At 67.0% G+C, this 17,739-nt stretch carries 15 protein-coding genes and 1 tRNA gene; 9 read left to right on the forward strand and 7 right to left on the reverse strand.

Annotation, left to right across the window (positions count from 1 at the left end):
• The first annotated feature begins 251 nt into the window (after nucleotides 1-251).
• Nucleotides 252-2,447, forward strand: a complete 2,196-nt coding sequence (locus tag AmiPiv_RS07105; RefSeq protein ID WP_340036893.1) for an esterase-like activity of phytase family protein — start codon at nucleotides 252-254, stop codon at nucleotides 2,445-2,447.
• Between the two features lie 56 nt (nucleotides 2,448-2,503).
• Here the strand turns inward: AmiPiv_RS07105 and AmiPiv_RS07110 are convergent, their stop codons facing one another.
• Complete coding sequence (locus AmiPiv_RS07110; protein WP_340036638.1) at nucleotides 2,504-3,514, reverse strand: amino acid ABC transporter substrate-binding protein; 1,011 nt, start codon at nucleotides 3,512-3,514, stop codon at nucleotides 2,504-2,506.
• 116 nt (nucleotides 3,515-3,630) lie between these two features.
• Complete coding sequence (locus tag AmiPiv_RS07115; RefSeq protein ID WP_340036639.1) at nucleotides 3,631-6,684, reverse strand: aminotransferase class III-fold pyridoxal phosphate-dependent enzyme; 3,054 nt, start codon at nucleotides 6,682-6,684, stop codon at nucleotides 3,631-3,633.
• 130 nt (nucleotides 6,685-6,814) lie between these two features.
• On the opposite strand from AmiPiv_RS07115, the gene AmiPiv_RS07120 reads away from it, so the two are divergent.
• Nucleotides 6,815-7,252 (forward strand): Lrp/AsnC family transcriptional regulator, encoded by a 438-nt coding sequence (locus tag AmiPiv_RS07120; protein WP_340036640.1) that lies wholly within the window; start codon nucleotides 6,815-6,817, stop codon nucleotides 7,250-7,252.
• 4 nt (nucleotides 7,253-7,256) lie between these two features.
• On the opposite strand, the gene AmiPiv_RS07125 is transcribed toward AmiPiv_RS07120, so the two are convergent.
• Nucleotides 7,257-8,252: an AraC family transcriptional regulator gene (locus AmiPiv_RS07125; protein WP_340036641.1), complete on the reverse strand. Its 996-nt coding sequence runs from the start codon at nucleotides 8,250-8,252 to the stop codon at nucleotides 7,257-7,259.
• A gap of 222 nt (nucleotides 8,253-8,474) precedes the next feature.
• Here AmiPiv_RS07125 and AmiPiv_RS07130 point away from each other — a divergent pair, with 222 nt between their 5' ends.
• Both AmiPiv_RS07130 and AmiPiv_RS07135 read left to right on the forward strand, forming a co-directional pair.
• Nucleotides 8,475-8,927: a cupin domain-containing protein gene (locus AmiPiv_RS07130; protein WP_340036642.1), complete on the forward strand. Its 453-nt coding sequence runs from the start codon at nucleotides 8,475-8,477 to the stop codon at nucleotides 8,925-8,927.
• An 85-nt stretch (nucleotides 8,928-9,012) separates the two neighbouring features.
• Nucleotides 9,013-10,500, forward strand: coding sequence for a flavin-containing monooxygenase (locus AmiPiv_RS07135; RefSeq protein ID WP_340036643.1), 1,488 nt, complete (start codon nucleotides 9,013-9,015; stop codon nucleotides 10,498-10,500).
• Between the two features lie 38 nt (nucleotides 10,501-10,538).
• Here AmiPiv_RS07135 and pdxR read toward each other — a convergent pair whose 3' ends face one another.
• Entirely contained in the window at nucleotides 10,539-11,984 is a 1,446-nt protein-coding gene (pdxR, locus tag AmiPiv_RS07140) for a MocR-like pyridoxine biosynthesis transcription factor PdxR (protein ID WP_340036644.1), read from the reverse strand.
• A gap of 112 nt (nucleotides 11,985-12,096) precedes the next feature.
• Between pdxR and AmiPiv_RS07145 the strand changes: the two genes are divergently transcribed.
• The 3 genes from AmiPiv_RS07145 to AmiPiv_RS07155 are packed head-to-tail and all read left to right on the forward strand — an operon-like array spanning nucleotide 12,097 to nucleotide 13,799.
• Nucleotides 12,097-12,333, forward strand: coding sequence for a thioredoxin (locus AmiPiv_RS07145; RefSeq protein WP_340036645.1), 237 nt, complete (start codon nucleotides 12,097-12,099; stop codon nucleotides 12,331-12,333).
• A gap of 18 nt (nucleotides 12,334-12,351) precedes the next feature.
• Nucleotides 12,352-13,056, forward strand: coding sequence for a glutamine amidotransferase (locus AmiPiv_RS07150; protein ID WP_340036646.1), 705 nt, complete (start codon nucleotides 12,352-12,354; stop codon nucleotides 13,054-13,056).
• Nucleotides 13,053-13,799 carry a YggS family pyridoxal phosphate-dependent enzyme gene (locus AmiPiv_RS07155; protein ID WP_340036647.1) on the forward strand — a complete coding sequence of 249 codons (747 nt, stop codon included), beginning with the start codon at nucleotides 13,053-13,055 and terminating at the stop codon, nucleotides 13,797-13,799. The genes AmiPiv_RS07150 and AmiPiv_RS07155 overlap by 4 nt, the downstream gene beginning before the upstream one ends.
• 46 nt (nucleotides 13,800-13,845) lie before the next feature.
• On the opposite strand, the gene AmiPiv_RS07160 is transcribed toward AmiPiv_RS07155, so the two are convergent.
• Nucleotides 13,846-13,920: transfer RNA gene (locus AmiPiv_RS07160), tRNA-Val, on the reverse strand.
• 204 nt (nucleotides 13,921-14,124) lie between these two features.
• Complete coding sequence (gene cpdR, locus AmiPiv_RS07165) at nucleotides 14,125-14,487, reverse strand: cell cycle two-component system response regulator CpdR (RefSeq protein WP_018429348.1); 363 nt, start codon at nucleotides 14,485-14,487, stop codon at nucleotides 14,125-14,127.
• 228 nt (nucleotides 14,488-14,715) lie between these two features.
• Between cpdR and AmiPiv_RS07170 the strand changes: the two genes are divergently transcribed.
• Entirely contained in the window at nucleotides 14,716-15,606 is an 891-nt protein-coding gene (locus AmiPiv_RS07170; RefSeq protein WP_340036649.1) for an N-formylglutamate amidohydrolase, read from the forward strand.
• 224 nt (nucleotides 15,607-15,830) lie between these two features.
• Complete coding sequence (gene hisN / locus AmiPiv_RS07175) at nucleotides 15,831-16,601, forward strand: histidinol-phosphatase (protein WP_445206915.1); 771 nt, start codon at nucleotides 15,831-15,833, stop codon at nucleotides 16,599-16,601.
• Nucleotides 16,602-16,644: 43 nt separating this feature from the next.
• On the opposite strand, the gene AmiPiv_RS07180 is transcribed toward hisN, so the two are convergent.
• Nucleotides 16,645-17,604, reverse strand: coding sequence for an alpha/beta hydrolase (locus AmiPiv_RS07180; protein WP_340036652.1), 960 nt, complete (start codon nucleotides 17,602-17,604; stop codon nucleotides 16,645-16,647).
• Between the last annotated feature and the right edge of the window lie 135 nt (nucleotides 17,605-17,739).

Genomic DNA, 17,739 nt, shown 5'->3' on the forward strand with positions numbered 1-17,739 from the left:
CAAGTCGGAGAATACTGTCTTGGCGTGATGCAACTCGGCTATGCGTCGGATGGCTGGCCAATCGTCATCGGAAGGAACCCAAATATCAATCGAACGGTTTAGCGCTGCGCCGGCGCTGGGTGCTCTAGGCCCGGGGTTGTCACCAAACCGTCGCGCAATCGTCATCGCGCTGAAATCTCGCTCGCCCAAACGGAAGCGGCAATTCCGTTCAGGCAAAGAGGTTTCCCATGTCAGGCGACATTTCGGGCAAGATGCCCCGCAAGCTCCTGCTTCTGGCCGCCGCGCTCGCGGCGTCGGCGGCGATCCCGGCCCATGCGGCCGAGGCGTTCAACCGCATTGCCACCTTCCCGGTCGCGCAGAACCTGCCGGCCGACATCGACCCGGCGACGCCGACCTCGTCCGAGATCATCACGGCAAGCCAGGACGGCATGACGCTGGTCTATTCCGACAGCCCTCTGGGCGCGGTCGGCTTTGTCGACATCACCGATGCCAAGGCGCCGAAGGCGGCCGGCATCGTCAAGATCGAGGGCGAGCCGACGTCGGTCGTCATCGCCGGCGCCAAGGTGCTCGCCGGCGTCAACACCTCCAAGAGCAAGCAGGAGCCGTCGGGCAACCTGACGGTCATCGACCTTGCCTCCAAGAAGGTCGACGCCAGCTGCGATCTCGGTGGCCAGCCCGATTCGGTGGCGCTCAGCAAGGACGGCAGGTTCCTCGCCATCGCCGTCGAGAACGAGCGCGACGAGGAGCTCAATGACGGCGAGCTGCCGCAGCTGCCCGCCGGCAACCTGAAGATCGTCGCGCTCGCGGACGGTGCGCCCGACTGCGCCACGATCAAGACCGTCGACCTGACCGGCATTGCCAAGGTGGCGCCGGAGGATCCGGAGCCGGAATTCGTTTCCTTCAACGACAAGGGCGAGATCGCCGTCACCTTGCAGGAGAACAACCACATCGCCATCGTCGACGCCGCGACCGCCAAGATCGTGTCGCAATTCTCGGCCGGTGAGGTGACGCTCGAGAAGGTCGACACCAAGAAGGACGGAGCGATCAGCTTTTCCGGCAAGATCGAGAATTCTCCCCGCGAGCCCGATGCCGTGAAGTGGCTGGACGACGATCGCCTCGTCGTCGCCAACGAGGGCGACTACAAGGGCGGCGCCCGCGGCTTCACCATCTTCTCCAAGGCGGGCGAGGTGCTCTACGAATCCGGTCCGGCCCTCGAGTATCAGGCGGCCGCGGCCGGCCACTATCCGGACCATCGCAACAAGAAGGGCATCGAGCCGGAAGGCGTCGAGGTCGCGAGCTTCGGTGACCAGAAGCTGATCTTCGTCGCGTCCGAGCGCGCCTCGCTCGTCGGCGTCTACAAGGACACCGGCAAGGAGCCGGAATTTCTGCAACTGCTGCCTTCGGGCATCGGTCCGGAAGGGCTGCTCGCCATCCCGTCGCGCAACCTGCTCGTCACCGCCAACGAGACCGACCTAGTCAAGGACGGTCTCGCCCGCTCGCATGTGATGGTCTACGAGCGCGCCGAAGGCGCCGCCGCCTATCCGCAGATCGTGTCGAGCTACGGCGAGGACGGCACGCCGCTCGGCTGGGGCGCGCTTTCGGGCCTCGCCGCCGATCCAAAGGAGGCCGGCAAGCTCTATGCCGTATCGGACTCGGTCTACCGCTCGCACCCGTCGATCTACACCATCGACGCGACCAGGACTCCTGCCGTGATCACGGCCAGGACGGTGGTTACCCGCGACGGCGCCCCGGCGCAGAAGCTCGACCTCGAAGGCATCGTTTCGGACGGCAAGGACGGCTTCTGGCTCGCCTCCGAAGGCCGCAGCGACAAGCTCGTGCCGCATGCCGTCTACAAGGTGGACGCCAAGGGCGCGATCAAGGAAGAGATCGCCTTCCCCGCCGAACTGCTCGGCGGCGAGACGCGCTATGGCCTCGAAGGCATCACTACGATAGGCGAAGGCGACGACCTGACGCTGGTCATGGCCGTGCAGCGCGAATGGGGCGACGACCCCAAGGGGCAGGTCAAGCTCGTCGCCTACAAGCCCAAGGACAAGGAGTGGTCGGCGGTGCGCTATCCGCTCGACGCCGGCGAGAAGGGGTGGGTCGGCCTGTCGGAAGTCTCCGCTCATGACGGCAAGCTCTATGTCGTCGAGCGCGACAACCTGATCGGCCAGGAAGCCAGGATCAAGCGCCTCTACGCGGTGGCGCTCGACGGCTTCAAGCCGGCCAAGCTCGGCGGCGAGCTGCCGGTGGTCGCAAAGACGCTGGTGCGTGACCTCGTTCCCGACCTCAAGGCGGCGACCAACGGCTATGTCGTCGACAAGGTCGAGGGTTTTGCCATCGACAAGGACGGCCAGGCCTTCGTGGCGACCGACAATGACGGCGTCGATGACTCCTCGGGCGAGACGCTGTTCCTACGTCTCGGCAATATCGCCGCGATCAACTGAACGGGTCAGAATGCAAGGCCGCGGCAAGGATGCCGCGGCCTTTTCGTGCCAGGGCTTCAGCGCACCGGCGGGGCGTACATCAGGCCGCCGGCGTTCCACTGGGCGTTGATGCCGCGGTCGATCTTGAGCTCGCTCGACTGGCCGAGGTTACGCTCGAAGATCTCGCCGTAGTTGCCGACCTTGGAGACGACATTGTAGGCCCAGCGCGGGTCGAGGCCGAGCTGCTGGCCGCTGTCGCCCTCGGCGCCGAGGAAGCGCTTGATGGCCGGGTTGGCCGAGGCGAGGCCGGCTTCGGCGTTGTCCTTGGTGATGCCGAGTTCTTCCGCCTCGATCAGGGCAAACAGCGTCCAGCGGACGATGCCGAACCACTTGTCGTCGCCCTGGCGCACGGCCGGGCCGAGCGGCTCCTTGGAGATGATCTCGGGCAGCACGGTGTAGGCGGCCGGATCGGTGAGCTTCAGGCGCTGCGCATAGAGCGCCGAGGCGTCGGTGGTGTAGACGTCGCAGCGGCCGGTATCGAAGGCCTTGATGATGCCGTCGGCGGAATCGATGACCACGGGCTCGTATTTCAGCTTGTTGGCGCTGAAATAGTCGGCGACGTTCTGCTCGGTGGTGGTGCCCTGCTCGGTGCAGACGGTGGCGCCCGAAAGCTTGAGGGCGCTGTCGACCCCGAGGTCCTTGCGGATCATGAAGCCCTGACCGTCATAATAGGCGGCGCCGACGAAGCGCAGGCCGAGGCTCGAGTCGCGCGACAGGGTCCAGGTGGTCTGGCGCGACAGAAGGTCGACTGCGCCCGACTGGACCGCGGTGAAGCGCTCCTTGGTGGACAGCGGCACGTAGCTGACCTTCTCGGGGTCGCCTAGCACGGCGGCCGCCACGGCGCGGCAGATGTCGATGTCGAAGCCCGACCACTTGCCGGCGTCGTCTGGCGCCGAGAAGCCGGCGACGCCCTGGCTGACGCCGCAGGTGACGGTGCCGCGCTGCTTGACGATGTCGAGCGTGTCGGCCTTGGCAGGCACGGCAAGTGCTGTCGTGCCGAGCAGAAGTGCTGAGATCAGATATTTCATTGGGTTCCTCCTCCCTTGGTTTGAGGCAAAGCCTCTTCATGCCGCCGGCGCGGGGTGCCGGAAGTTGCTGTTGGTCGCTGTATCGAATGCCGCCGCGCTCGCCGCGCGGGTGTCGTCTACTGGCCGCCAGCCTCCACGGCGGCAAAGGTCTCCTCGAGGACGCCGACGAGATGGTCGGCGTCGCGCCGGGTGAAGATCATCGGCGGGCGCATCTTGAGCACGTTGTCGTGCGGGCCCTCGGTGCCGATGAGCACGCCGCGGGCGCGCGCGCCGTCATTGACCTTGCGGGCGAACGCGGTGGCCGGCTCCTTGGTCTTGCGGTCGGCGACCAGCTCGATGCCGAGGAACAGGCCCATGCCCCTGACGTCGCCGATGACCTCGTAGCGCTTCTGCATGTCGCGGAAGCGCTCGACGAGATAGGCGCCGACGTCGGCCGCGTTGTCGCGCAGGCGGTCGCGCTCGATGATGTCGAGCACCGCGAGGCCCGCCGCGCAGGACACCGGGTTGCCGCCGAAGGTGTTGAAATACTCCATGCCGTTGTTGAAGCGGTCGGCGATGTCGCGCGTGGTGACCAGCGCCGACATCGGGTGGCCGTTGCCGATGGGCTTGCCCATGGTGACGATGTCGGGGACCACGCCTTGCGTCTCGAAGGCCCACCAGTGGCTGCCGACGCGGCCGAAGCCGACCTGCACCTCGTCGGCGATGCAGAAGCCGCCGGCGGCGCGGACCATGGCGTAGACTTCCCGGAGATAGCCCTCGGGGAGAAAAACCTGGCCGGCGACGCTGGGGATGGATTCGGCGATGAAGAAGGCCGGCGCGCGGCCCGCTCTACGCATCGCCTCGATCTGCTCGGCGATGCTTTCGGCGAAGCGCTTTGCATGTTGCTCGACCGGCCAGTCCGACGGCGCGCGATAGCTGTCGGGAATGGTCGCCTCGAAGACATGCGCCGGCCGGCCCTTGCCGCCCTTGCGCTTGTATTTGTAGGGGCTGAGGTCGATCAGCTCCTGCGTGGTGCCGTGATAGGCCCAGTCGAGCACCAGCGCGTCGTTGCGACCGGCCAGCGTGCGCGACATGCGCAGCGCCAGCGAATTGGCTTCGCTGCCCGAGCAGGCGAAGGAGGCGACCGACAGGCCCTCGGGCAAGGTCGCGGTCAGCCGTTCGGCATAGGTGACGATGGAGTCGTGCAGGTAACGCGTGTTGGTGTTGAGCCTGGCCGCCTGGGTGGCGATGGCCTCGACGACGTCGGGGTGGGCGTGGCCGAGGTGGCAGACATTGTTGAAGCAGTCGAGATAGGCCCGGCCGCGGTCGTCGATCAGCCAGGCGCCCTCGCCGCGCACGAACTTGATCGGCTCGGAATAGGAGATCGACAGGTTGGGCAGCAGCGAGGCTTTCCGAGCCGCGACGATCTCCGGGCGGGTGCGGCCTGACTGGTGGAAGGTCTCGGGCGGGATGCCGGCAAGCGTCGCCGCATCCGGGAACAGCTCGGCCCAGACGTCGAGATAGCGCGCCTCGCCGACGCCGAGGATGTCGCGGGCGGCGAGGTCGGGATCGGTCGAGATCTGGAAATGCAGATGCGGCGCCCAGCCGCCGTTTTCGGCCGGCGCGCCCATTTCGCCGACCAGCGCGCCGGCGGCGAGCTGCTGGCCGGGCTTGAGGCGCGACATCGCCTCATGCGCCATGTGGCCCCAGAGCGTGACGAAGGGCGGGCAGCCCTCGGGCGCATGCTCGAGCGCGATCAGGCAGCCATAACCGAGCGGGTCTTCCTCGATCTCGACGCTTTTCACGGTGGCCGCGAGCGGCGTGTAGACCCGGGTAGCCGCGGGCATGAACAGGTCGAGGCCGAGATGGTGGACGCGGCGGGCACCCTCGACGAAGCGCGACCAGAAGATGTCGGAGGTGTAGACGGTGCGGGCCTCGCCCCAGGGGCCGATGCCGAGGGCGATGCCATTGTCGGCGCACCAGGCATCCCACCAGGCCGTGGCCTTGTCGGGCTCACGGCCGGCCGAGGTGACGGTCATCGGATGGGCCGGGTCGCCATAGGGCACCAGCGCCTTGGCGAGCGTCGCCGGGTGGCGCTCGAGCACCGGCGCGAAGCTCTTGCGGTTGGCCGCGATCCAGGCGGTGACGGCCTTGGAACCCGGCGCCGCGTCGAAGCCGCAGGCATGGCGCAGGATCGCGGTGGCGAAACGCCGGTTCATCGCGTCGAGGCGGCGAAGCAGGCGCCAGGCGGGCGCCTCGGAGATGGCGAGATAGGGATTGTCGCCGACCTGGGCCTTGCGCACCGCCGACAGCGACACGGAAATCACCAGGCGCATGGCGATGAGGTCGAACAGCAGGTCGACCTCGTCCTCGCGGAGCGGATATTCGGCATGGAAGCCGGCGGCGAGGGCCGCGGCGGCGCCGATCGGGTCCTCGACGTCGAGGATGGCATATGCGCAGGCGACCGCGACCTCGGCGATCAGGGGCGAGTGCAGCGCGTCGCCGAAATCGATGATGCCGGCGATGCGGCCGTGATCGTTCTCGTCGACCAGCACGTTCCAGTCGTTGGCGTCGTTGTGGATGGCCTGGGCGCGCAAGGCCGGAAGCTTAGGCGCGACCTCGGCGTCGAAGCGGTCGAGGAAGCGTTCGAGCAAGGCGCGGTCGGCATCATCAGTGACATGGGCGAGGCGGCCGCGTGCGGCACCGGCCAGGCGGATGTCCCAGTCGAAGCTTCTCAGCGCGCCGGGATGGATGAAGCCCTGCAGGGCGCGATCGAGCTTGCCGAGTGCACGGCCAAGGTTTTCGAGCAGCGCCGGGGTCCGCGCGGCCTCGGCCAGCGGCAGGCCCGGCAGCCAGGAGACCAGGCGCAGCGCATGCTCGCCACCGCCTGTGGCGGGTGCGTGGGCGAGCGCCTCGCCCTTGGGCGTCTTCTTGAGGTCCGGCACGGCGACATCGGCCCCCGCGCGGGCAAGATGGTCGAGCAGGGCCGCCTGGAACTCGCTTTCCTGGCGCGGCTCCGAGGCATTGACGATCTTGAAGATCCAGTCGCCCTCGGCCGACATCAGGCGGAAATTCTGGTCGCGCTCGCTGTCGAGCGGGGTGGCGACGCCGCCTATGCCGAAGTGGCCGGCGGCGAGTGCTGCGGCCTCTTCGCGGGAGAATTGCGGCGCGGGGTGGTTTACGTCGGTCATCGGCATTCCGGATTTTCTGATGCCGGAGCTTGGCACGGGCGGAAAAATCGGGCATCCGGCAATGTGACGGTTATACCGGCACTTCGCGTGCATTGACCGGCACATTCACGGCGACCGACGGAAGCGGACGATGAAGGAACTCGACGCCAGGGACAGGGACATTCTCGGCATCCTGTCGAAGGAGGCGCGCATCCCGATGAAGGCGCTGGCGGCGCGCATCGGGTTATCTAGAAGTGCCACCACCGAGCGCGTGGCGATGCTGGAAAAGAGCGGCGTCATCAGGGGCTATCGCGCCGATATCGGCCAGATGGACCAGGGGCTGGTCTCGGCCTTCCTGATGGTGACGCTCGCCCGCACGCCGGCTATCGGCGTGCTCGACCAGCTGGCGCGGCATTCGGAGGTGCGGCGCGTCTCCTCCGTGTCGGGCCAGCTCGACCTCATCGTCGAGGTCGAGGTGCCCTCCATCGACAGGCTGAACACGCTGCGCGACGTGATTGCCACCCATCCGAGCGTCGAGGACCTGACGACGCTGATCGTCCTGCGGCGGGACATCGACCGGGCCGAGTGAGCAGTCAGGCCATTTCCGACCGGGCGTGGCCGAAGTCGTGGCGCGTGCGCCGCGTCTCGCGGGGAAGCTCGCCGAATTCATGCCGGTATTCGGCGGCGAAGCGGCCGAAATGGGTGAAGCCCCATTTGAGCGCGACGTCGGTGACGGTGGCATCGCTCGCCACCAGGTCGAAACGGGCGCGGCGCATGCGTTCCCGGGTCAGCGCGCGCATCGGCGAGAAGCCGAAGGCATTCCTGTAGGCCAGTTGCAGCGTCCTGGGTGCCACGCCGGCGGCCTCGGCGATCTCGAGCAGCCCGATGGGCGAGGCGACGTTGGCGCGGATGAATTCCTCGGCGCGCTTGAGATGGCGGGGTGCCGCACCCTGCCTCCGCTCGTCGAAGAACAGGCTCATGTTGTTGGGCTGGCTGCGCAGGAACAGTTCCATGAGATGCTGCTCGTGCATCGTCTGCTGGATGCCCGTACCGGCCGGGGGCACCTTCGCGTCGGCGGCGTGGAAAAGCGAGTTCGCCAGGCGCCGCCATGCCTGCATCTCGGGCCTGGAAAATTCGATGAGCGGGTCGAAGATCAGCGGTCCGGGGATGTCGCGGTCGAGCAGGCGCATGGCAAGGGCATGCAGCGGCGCCTTGCGCACCTGGATGTGCAACTGGGCGCAGCCCTGCCACCATTTCATCCTGGTCGCCAGGTCGGCGTTGAGGACGGAAGCGACGTTGCGGTTGGTGAGGAATTCGCGCGTGCCGTTGCGGATGGTCGCCGTGCCGGCGATCGGCATCTGGATCAGGTAGAAGTCGCCGAGCTCGCCCGGGTCGATCAGCACGTCGGCGCCATAGCTGATGTAGTTGAGCGAGATCATCTCGCCAGGCACGTAGTTGTGGGTGACGCGAAACGCCCTTCGATCACCGATGATGTCCAGCCGGTGGTCGCAGAATTTCTGGGCGACGCGCTCCCTCGCGTAATCGAGATCGCTCGACTGAAACAAGACATGGTTTGAAAGCGGTACCATCTGACCGGACGCCTCCTCCATCGGCATCGGGCGAGACTAGCACCGTTCGTCCGACTGCCAATGAAAATGCGCCGCCGTGCCTGTGCCCCGCAGCATTTTTGCGTTTTCTGGATAGTCGTCGCGCATTCCGGCTAGTGCCTCGGCGAGGTCTGCAGCAGTCTTCGGCGTGGAACAAATGAAAGGGCCGCGTCTGGCAGGCCCTTCGAACAGAGGGAGTATTCGATGAGCAAGGAACTCGCCAAGGGCATCACCCGCAAGGGCGACGGCCATGCCGGCAAGACCTGGAACATCCTCGGGCAGGTCTATTTCCCGAAGGCGGTGTGCGATTCCACCTTCGCCTTCGAGACCAACAGCGAACCGGGCCAGTTCGTGCCCGTGCACATCCATCCGACCCAGGAAGAGTTCATCCTCGTGCAGGAAGGCGAACTCGATCTCAAACTCGACGGCGAATGGGTGAAGGCCCGGGCCGGCGACCTGGTGCGCATGCCGCGCGGCATCCCGCACGGCTACTTCAACAAGTCGGACAAGCCGGCCAAGGCGCTGTTCTGGGTGTCGCCGGCGCGCATGCTGGAGGAGCTGTTCGACAAGCTCGACAACCTCGCCGACCCGGCCGAAGTGGTGAAGATCTCGGCCCAGCACGAGGTCGAGTTCCTGCCGCCCGAGGCGAACGCCTAAGCCACCGGATCGGAGACCGCTGCCGCCACCGCGCACGCGACCTCGTCGCGTGCGAGGGCGAGCTTGCGTCCTGGAGGAAAGTAAAATGGTCGAGAAGAAGAAGGTCTGCGTCATTGGCGCGGGCGTGAGCGGGCTCGCGGCTGCGAACGCCTTCAAGGAACGTGGCCACGAGGTGCACGTCGTCGAGCGCGGCAACGATCTGGGCGGCGTGTGGGAGCCATCGCGCTCCTATCCCGACGTGCAGACGCAAAGCCCGAAGGGTCTCTATCGCTACACCTCCATGCCGATGCCGGACGACTATCCGGAATGGCCGAAGGGCACGCAGGTCCACGCCTATCTGAAGACCTATGCCGGGCGGAACGGGCTCGTGCCGCTGATCCGCTACGGCACCAAGGTCGTGTCCATGCAGCGACGCGAAGGCGCGAAAGGCTGGAGCGTCGGGCTCGCCGCCGGCGACGGACAGGCGGTGAGCGAGGACTTCGATTTCGTTGCGGTGTGCACCGGCAATTTCAGCGAAAAGCGCGAGCTGGTGCATCCGGGCCAGGACGATTTCACCGCGGCCGGCGGCCAGGTGCTGCATTCTTCGGAATACAACGATCCCGCGACCGTGAAGGGCAAGCGCGTGGTCGTGCTCGGCTTCTCGAAGTCCGCCACCGACATCGCCGTCAACGCGGTCAACTCGGGTGCCGCCGGGGTCACCATCGTCTATCTTGAGCCGGTCTGGCGCATTCCGTACTTCATCGGCGGCCTGATCAACTTCAAGCGCATCCTCTATGTCCGCGCCCAGGAGGTGATGTTCCCGAGCTGGAACCAGCCGCTTCTGGCGCGGCTCGCACACGCTCTCGCCAAGCCGCTGGTCTGGGCCAACTGGCGGGCGCTGGAAAGCCTGCTTTCGATCCAGCTCAAGCTGAAGAAGACCGGGCTCAGGCCGACGAAGCCGATCGAAACGACCATCAACTGCTCGGTTCCGATCGTCACGCCGGGGTTCTTCGACATGGTGGCGGACGGGCGCATCAAGGCGATCAAGGGAACGATCTCGGGCTACGAACGGGGCACCGTGCTGCTGTCGGGTGGGGAGCGCGTGGCGGCCGACATGGCCATCCTCGCCGTCGGCTGGAAATCCGGCGTGCCGTTCCTGCCGGAGGAGTACCAGCGCAAGCTGGTCGAGCCGGACGGGCAATACCGGCTCTACCGGGTCATCGCCAATCCCGATCTGCCAGACATGGGTTTCGTCGGCTTCAATTCGTCATTCTGCACGGTGCTGAGCGCCGAGCTCGCCGCCAACTGGCTGGTGCGCTATGCCGACGGCATGCTGGGGCGCCAGCCGTCGCGCCAGGAGATGGCCAAGAACATCGAGATGATGCTGCACTGGAAGCGCAACGAGAGGCCGGCGGCGGGCGTCTATGGCGGCCTGTGCGTGGCGCCCTATCACTTCAAGCATTTCGACGAGCTGCTGGCCGACATCGGCACGGCCAAGCGACGGCGCAATCCGTTGGCCGAAAACTTCTTGCCGCCGAATGCCGACGCCTACGCAGCCTATCTGGCGAGCGCGCCGGGCTATCGCGCGGCATAGGCGGCGGCCTGAGGTGCTGTCTGACTATTCCAGCGGGGCTATTCCTGGGCGGGCCCCGCCCTGGCCATCAGATCGACCGCCCGCACGTGTTCGGCTTCGCTGAGGCTGGCAAAACCAAGGCGGAAGGCTTCCGGTGGCCGCGTGGCATCGAGGGCGAAGCGAATGCCGGGAAGAATGGCGAGGCCGAGGCCCTCGGCCCGCGCCGCCCAGGTTTCGGCGCTGACCCCGCCATCGAGCTGCAGCCAGATCGCCAGTCCTCCGGCCGGCAGGGCAAAGGAAGCGACATCGCCGAAACGCTCGTTCAACAGCCCGGCGAGATGGTCGCGGCGCGCCTGGTAGACGCGGCGCGCCTTGCGGCCATGTCGGCGCAGCGTACCGTCCAGGATCAGGCCGGCGATCGCGTTTTCCAGAGGCAGGTCGCCCTGCCTGTCGATGGCCTCGCGCCGGTCGGCCATGCGCTGGAGCAGGCCGCGTTCGGCGACCGCATAGCCGACGCGGATGCCGGGCGCGAGCAGCTTGGAGAGCGAGCCGACATAGACGATGCGATGGTCCGCCGCCGCCCGCGCCGCCATCGGCAGCACCGGCCTGCCGTCGAAGCGGTACTCGTGGTCGTAGTCGTCCTCGATGATTGCCAGACCGAAGCGGCGGGCGAGATCGAGAAGCCTCAGGCGGCGCGCCGCCCCCAGCGTCACCGTCGTCGGGTATTGGTGATGCGGGGTGAGGTAGACGGCCTTCAGCCCCTTCTCGCGCTCCGCCAGGCGTTGGAGCGCATCGATGTCGAGCCCGCCGCCATCGACCGGCACGCCGACGACTCGCGCGCCGGCCGCGCGGAAAGCCGCCCAGGCCAGCGGATAGCCGGGGGTTTCGACGGCAATAGCTTGTCCCGATGACAGCACCGCCGAGGCGGCGAGGAACAGCGCCATCTGGCTGCCGCGGGCGACGAGAATGTCGTCGGGCGCAGCGGTCAGCCCACGCTCTTCCTTGAGATGAGCGGCCAGCGCCTCGCGCAGCATCGGGCTGCCGCGCGGGTCGCCATGGGCACAGGCCGTCAGGAAGGAGGGACCTGCCAGCGCATTGCGAAAGGCCCTCGCGAATTCCGCCGCCGGCAGGAGGCGCGCATCGGGCGCGCCGTCGGATAGTCTGAGCATCGGCCGTCGCGCCGTGGCAGCGGCGGGCGAAGCTTTCGAGGCGATGCCTCGGCGCGTTTGCGCCGGGCCGAAATCCGGCAGGTCATGTGCGACAAAGGTGCCGCGCGAGGGCTCTGCGGCGAGCCAGCCCTGCATGGTCAGCTCGTGATAGGCGGCGTCGACCGTGTTGCGGTTGAGCTTGAGGCTCCTCGCCAATGCCCGCGTTCCGGGCAAGGGATCGCCCGGCTTGAGCCGGCCACGCTCGATCTCCGACGTGATCGACGCGGCCAAAGCGAGGAAGACCGGCCGGCCGTCTTCGGCGCCAAGCTCGATGGCGATGTCTTTTCGCCTTCCCATCCGGCCTATCCAACTTCTTCAAACCGGACCTTCTGGCTAGGCCGGATGAGCGATATCGCATGGCAACGCGGTTGCGGCAATCCCGCCGCTCCGAAGCCGAGAGGACCAAGCCATGGCCGAGAAGGCCGTCTTCTATCACGCCGGATGCTCCGTCTGCGTCGACGCTGAGCGCCAGTTCGTCGCAGCGCTCGACGGAGCGCGCTACAAGGTCGAGATCGTTCATCTCGGCGAGGACAAGTCGCGTCTCGGCGAGGCCGAGGCAGCCGGCGTCAAGTCGGTCCCGGCCTTCGTCATCGGTGGCGCCGTATATCACATCAACCATGGCGCCGACCTCTCGGCCCTGCGCTGAGCGGACGCGGAAACGGCAATGCTGAAGACCGCGATCGCCATACGGCACATCCACTTCGAGAATTTGGGCACGTTCGAGGCCGTGTTGGCGGGCGCCGGCTACAAGCTGCACTACCACGACATCGGGGTCGACTATCTGTCGATGCTCGACCCCCTGCAGCCGGACCTTCTGGTCGTGCTCGGCGGCCCGGTGGGTGTTTACGAAACCGACGCCTATCCGTTCCTGGCCTGGGAACGGGCGGTGCTCGCCCCTCGTCTCGCCGCCGGCCGGCCGACGCTGGGCATCTGCCTGGGCGCGCAGCAGATCGCGGCCACGCTCGGCGCCAGGGTGGCGCCGACCGGCATCAAGGAAATCGGCTTTGCGCCGCTGACGCTGACCGAGGCGGGCCAGGCGAGCCCGCTGCGCCATCTCGACGGCGTCGAGGTGCTGCACTGGCACGGCGATTCCTTCGAGACGCCTTCGGGCGCGCAGAACCTGGCCACCACCCAGCTATGCGGCCGGCAGGCCTTCGCGCTTGGCCGCAATGTCCTCGGCGTGCAGTTCCATCCCGAGGCGGAGGCCTGCAACGGCCTCGAGCCATGGCTGGTCGGCCACGCCGCCGAACTGGCGGCTGCCGGCATCGATCCCCGCACCATCAGGGGCGACGCCACGCGCCTTGGTCCGCGCCTGCGCGAGGCCGGGCGGGCGATGTTCGCTGAATGGCTGGAGGAGTTGGAAGCATGAGCGCCGACGTCGTCGCCAATCTCGCAACGGTACGCGAAAATATCCGCAGTGCCGCCGTGCGTTCCGGGCGCAGGGCCGATGCCGTCCGTCTGGTGCTGGTGACCAAGACGGTCGACGCCGAACGCGTTCGCACGGCCGTGCGCGCCGGCCAGATCGACCTCGGCGAAAACAAGGTGCAGGAGGGCCGGCGCAAGGCCGGCGAACTCGCCGGAGAGACGATCCGCTGGAGCATGATCGGCCATCTCCAGAGCAACAAGGTCAAGGACGTGCTGCGCTTTGCCTGCGAGGTGCAGTCGCTCGACCGGCTGTCGCTGGCATCGGCGCTGGAGAAGCGCCTGCAGCATCTGGGCCAGGGTCTCGACGTGCTGGTGCAGGTCAACACATCCAGTGAAGCGAGCAAGTACGGCCTCGCGCCGGACGAGGTGCCCGCCTTCCTGAGGGAACTGCAGGCCTTCGATGCGTTGCGCCCGCGCGGGTTCATGACGCTGGCGCGGTTCACGCCCGATGTCGCGGAGGTGCGCCGCTGCTTCCGCGTGCTGCGGACGATCCGCGACCGGGCAATGCTCGACGCGCCGCAGGGCGCAGGGCTCGCGGAGCTTTCCATGGGCATGTCCGGCGACTACGGGGTCGCCATCGAAGAAGGTGCGACCATCGTGCGCGTGGGACAGGCGGTGTTCGGGCCACGGCCGCTGCCGGATTCTTACTACTGGCCGGATCTGGCCTTGGCGTCCGGAGGACGCTGACGCCGGTTCCGGCGCGCTTCGATTCAAAGCTTTCGGGGGGTTCGGATGGTGGGCGTGACAGGGATTGAACCTGTGACCCCTACGATGTCAACGTAGTGCTCTCCCGCTGAGCTACACGCCCATCCGACGCGGCGGATACACCACTTTTGATCCGGCGCGTCAATAGCGCCCGTGGTGGATTTTTGCGGCTTTTGTCAAAACTCCCGAAGACGCTGGGGAAACCGCAGCCGCCCTGCGCATCCAGCGGGGCGCGAAAGGTCCGGTACGGCGCCGGCAAACCGAAAAAGCCCCCTATGGGGGCGAATCCTCGCCTTCGCCACACGCCTCAGGCGGCGTGCAGCATCTTCTCGACCTCGTTGACGAGATCGCGCAGGTGGAACGGCTTGGACAGCACCTTGGCGTCGCGCGGCGCCTTCGAATCGGGGTTGAGCGCCACCGCCGCGAAGCCGGTGATGAACATCACCTTGAGGTCCGGATCGATCTCGGTGGCGCGGCGCGCGAGCTCGATGCCGTCCATCTCCGGCATGACGATGTCCGTCAGAAGCAGCGAAAAAGGTTCCTCGCGCAGCCGCTCGTAAGCGCTCGCGCCATTGTCGAAGTCGCTCACCTGGTAGCCGGCGCGCTCCAGCGCCTTGACCAGGAAGCGGCGCATGTCGTCGTCGTCTTCTGCCAGAAGAATGCGTGCCATCAGTATCCCGTCCGAATCAGCGGTCGAAGCCGCCCCCCAAAGGGGCTTCGTTAACCATCTTCTATATGAGTTCCGGACGGTAAACATCAAGTGAATGCCGTGCCCTAAACGTGACGCCGCGAGGCCCGATTCCACGGCTTTTCCAAGCGGCGAGATGCTGGACACCGGCGCGCGCAGATGGCACCTTCCAGCGATGAGTGAGCGTATCCCGCAGGTCCATCAGATCCGATGACCCCAGCCGAAGATTTCTCGGTGCTGCCGCCGTTCGAAGTGAGGTCGAGTGCCGAGCAGCGCGTGCCCTTCGTGTTCAATTCGCCGCACAGCGGGCGCTGCTATCCCAAACGCTTCCTGGCCATGACGAGGCTCGATGCCAGTGCCATCCGGCGCTCGGAGGACTGCTACGTCGACGAGCTCTTCGGCACCGCCGTGATGCTGGGCGCGCCGATGCTGACGGCGCATTTTCCGCGCGCTTATCTCGACGTCAACCGCGAGCCGTGGGAACTCGACCCGCGCATGTTCGCCGAGCCGGTGCCGCCCTTCGCCAACATCCGCTCGGCCCGCGTCGCCGGCGGGCTCGGCACCGTGCCGAAGCTGGTGGGCGAGGGTTTGGAAATCTATCCCGGCCGGCTGCCGCTGTCGGAGGCGGTCGGCCGCATCGAATGTGTCTACAAGCCCTATCACGAGACGCTGAAACGGCTGGTCACCCGCACGCATGCCCGCTTCGGCTATGCCGTGCTCATCGACTGCCATTCGATGCCCGCTTCCGTCCGTGTCGGCGACAATGGCGTGCGGCCCGATTTCATCGTCGGCGACCGCTTCGGCACCTCGGCCGCGCCGGCGCTTACCGAGCGGGCCATCGGCCTGCTGGCTGCGATGGGTTATACCGTGGCGCACAATAAACCCTATGCCGGCGGCTTCATCACCGAGCATTACGGCCGGCCGGCGCGCAACCTCCACGCCTTGCAGATCGAGATCAATCGCGGGCTCTACATGGACGAGCGGACGCTGGAGAAGTCGGCCGGCTTCGACGCGCTGCTCGAAGATCTGGCGCGGTTTTCGGCGGATCTGATGGCCGTTCCGGACCATCATTTCCTCGACCTGCCGCTCGCTGCGGAGTAGGGATGGCCGCCGCCGGCTAAAAAAAGACCGCTCCGGAGAGCGGTCGAAGTCTAGGGAGGAAACGCCCAAGGAGGGCATGGACAGGTCGCCCTGTCCGAGGATCAGATTATTGTGCGCTGCACAAAAGTCAAGGCGCTTTGGGCTTTTTTAATTCAAGTTGATGTGGCTATTGCCGCTGACCGGGCGGCGTGGCATCCACGCAACGGTCAGACATGGGGTGAGTGATGGTCGACGCCGAGTTCATGCGACGGATCGCAAGTGCCGCAGCCGCGCAGACCCTGCCGCGCTTCCGCCAGCAGGGCGCGGTGGCCAACAAGCTCGCCGGCGGCTTCGACCCGGTGACCGAGGCCGACCAGGAGGCCGAGCGGGCCATCCGCGCGCTGATCAATGCCGAGTTCCCCGACCATGGCATCCTGGGCGAGGAGCACGGCAGCGAGAACACGTCCAACAGCCATGTCTGGGTCATCGACCCGATCGACGGCACGCGCGCCTTCATCTCCGGGCTGCCGGTGTGGGGCACGCTGGTCGGGCTGACGGTCGACGGCGACGCGGTCGCCGGCATGATGTCGCAGCCCTTCACCGGCGAGCTGTTCTATGCCGACGGCAAGGGTGCGCACTATGAGGGGCCGGGCGGGCCGCGCCGGCTTGCGGTACGCAAGACGACGTCGCTGTCGGAGGCGACCATCTTCACCACCACGCCGGCGTTGTTCCGCGGCGAGATGCGCAAGCGCTACGACGAATTCGAGACCAAGGTGAGGCTCGCGCGCTACGGCACAGACTGCTACGCCTTCGCCATGGTCGCCGCGGGCCAGGTCGACATCGTCGTCGATCCGGGACTCAAGCCCTACGACATCGTCGCCCTGATCCCGATCATCGAGCAGGCCGGCGGCATCGTCACCACCTTCGAGGGCGGGCCGGCGGAGAATGGCGGCGACATCATCGCGGCTGCGACGCCCGAGCTGCACAGGGCGGCGCTGGCGGTGCTGGCCGGCTGAACCGGCCTTCGCGCAGCGTGAAGGGCAGGGCGTTTCGCCGCTATCAGTCGACCACCGTCGGAGTGCCTGGAACAAAGGCGTCGATGGCGGCCAGCAGCTGCTCGCGGTAGATGTCGGCTTCCTGCAGGATCTCGTGGCGGGCACCGTCGATGGTGAGCAGCGAGGCGAGCCGGGCGCGGGCGGCGAAATCCTCGGCCGCGCTCCTCGACACGACCTCGTCGGCGCCGGCGGTGACCACCAGCATCGGCACCTTGAGCGCCGCCATGAAGGCCGGGTCGCGCACCGCCTGCGACGCCTTGGCCGCCTCGGTCAGCCAGGAGATTGTCGGCCCGCCGACCGCGAGCTCGGGATAGGTCTCGTAGAGCAGCTGGTTGCGGCGGTAGCGCCGCGCGTCGCTGGTCAGCTTGTTGGCCTCGAACGGCGTGCCCTGGCGCGACCGCGGCCCCCAGGCGGCGTAGAGGCGGCCGAGGCCGAGGCAGCGCAGCACCGTGCCGATGCGGGCGATCGCCTTCATCGACAGGGGCACGCCGACCACCTCCAGGAACGGCGCTATCAGCACCATGCGCTGGATGCGGTTGACCATCGAGGGCGCCGACAGCAGGGCGATGAGCGAGCCGCTGGAATGGGCGATCAGGAAATAGGGGCCGCGGCAATCGGGCAGCACGATCTGCTCGAAGAAGGCCTCGAGATCGCGCACATAGTGGTCGAAGCTCCTGACGTAGCCGCGATGGGCGTCCTTGAGCAGCCGCTCCGAGGCGCCCTGGCCACGCCAGTCGAAGGTGGCGGTGGCGAGGCCGCGAACCGAGAGGTCGCGGGCGGTCTCGAAATATTTCTCGATGCACTCGTTGCGGCCCGGCAGCAGCACCACCGTGCCCTTGAACGGATGCGAGGTCGCCGGAAACAGCGCATAGCGCAGGCGCTTGCCGTCATGGGCGGCGAAACTGCCGCTCCTGGCCCGCTCCGGAACAGGATTGCCGGGGATCTCGTGGAACTGGTCCGTCATCAGGCGATTCGGCTCGGGATTGGCTGCCGGGGATCCGGCCACAACTGAGGGTGATAGAAAGGGCGGGGCCGAAAATCAAAGGAATTCCGCGAAAATCCGCCGTCAGCGACGTACGAGGCCGGAGGCAGCTTGCGG

Source organism: Aminobacter sp. Piv2-1 (assembly GCF_037625995.1).
Lineage (GTDB): Bacteria > Pseudomonadota > Alphaproteobacteria > Rhizobiales > Rhizobiaceae > Aminobacter.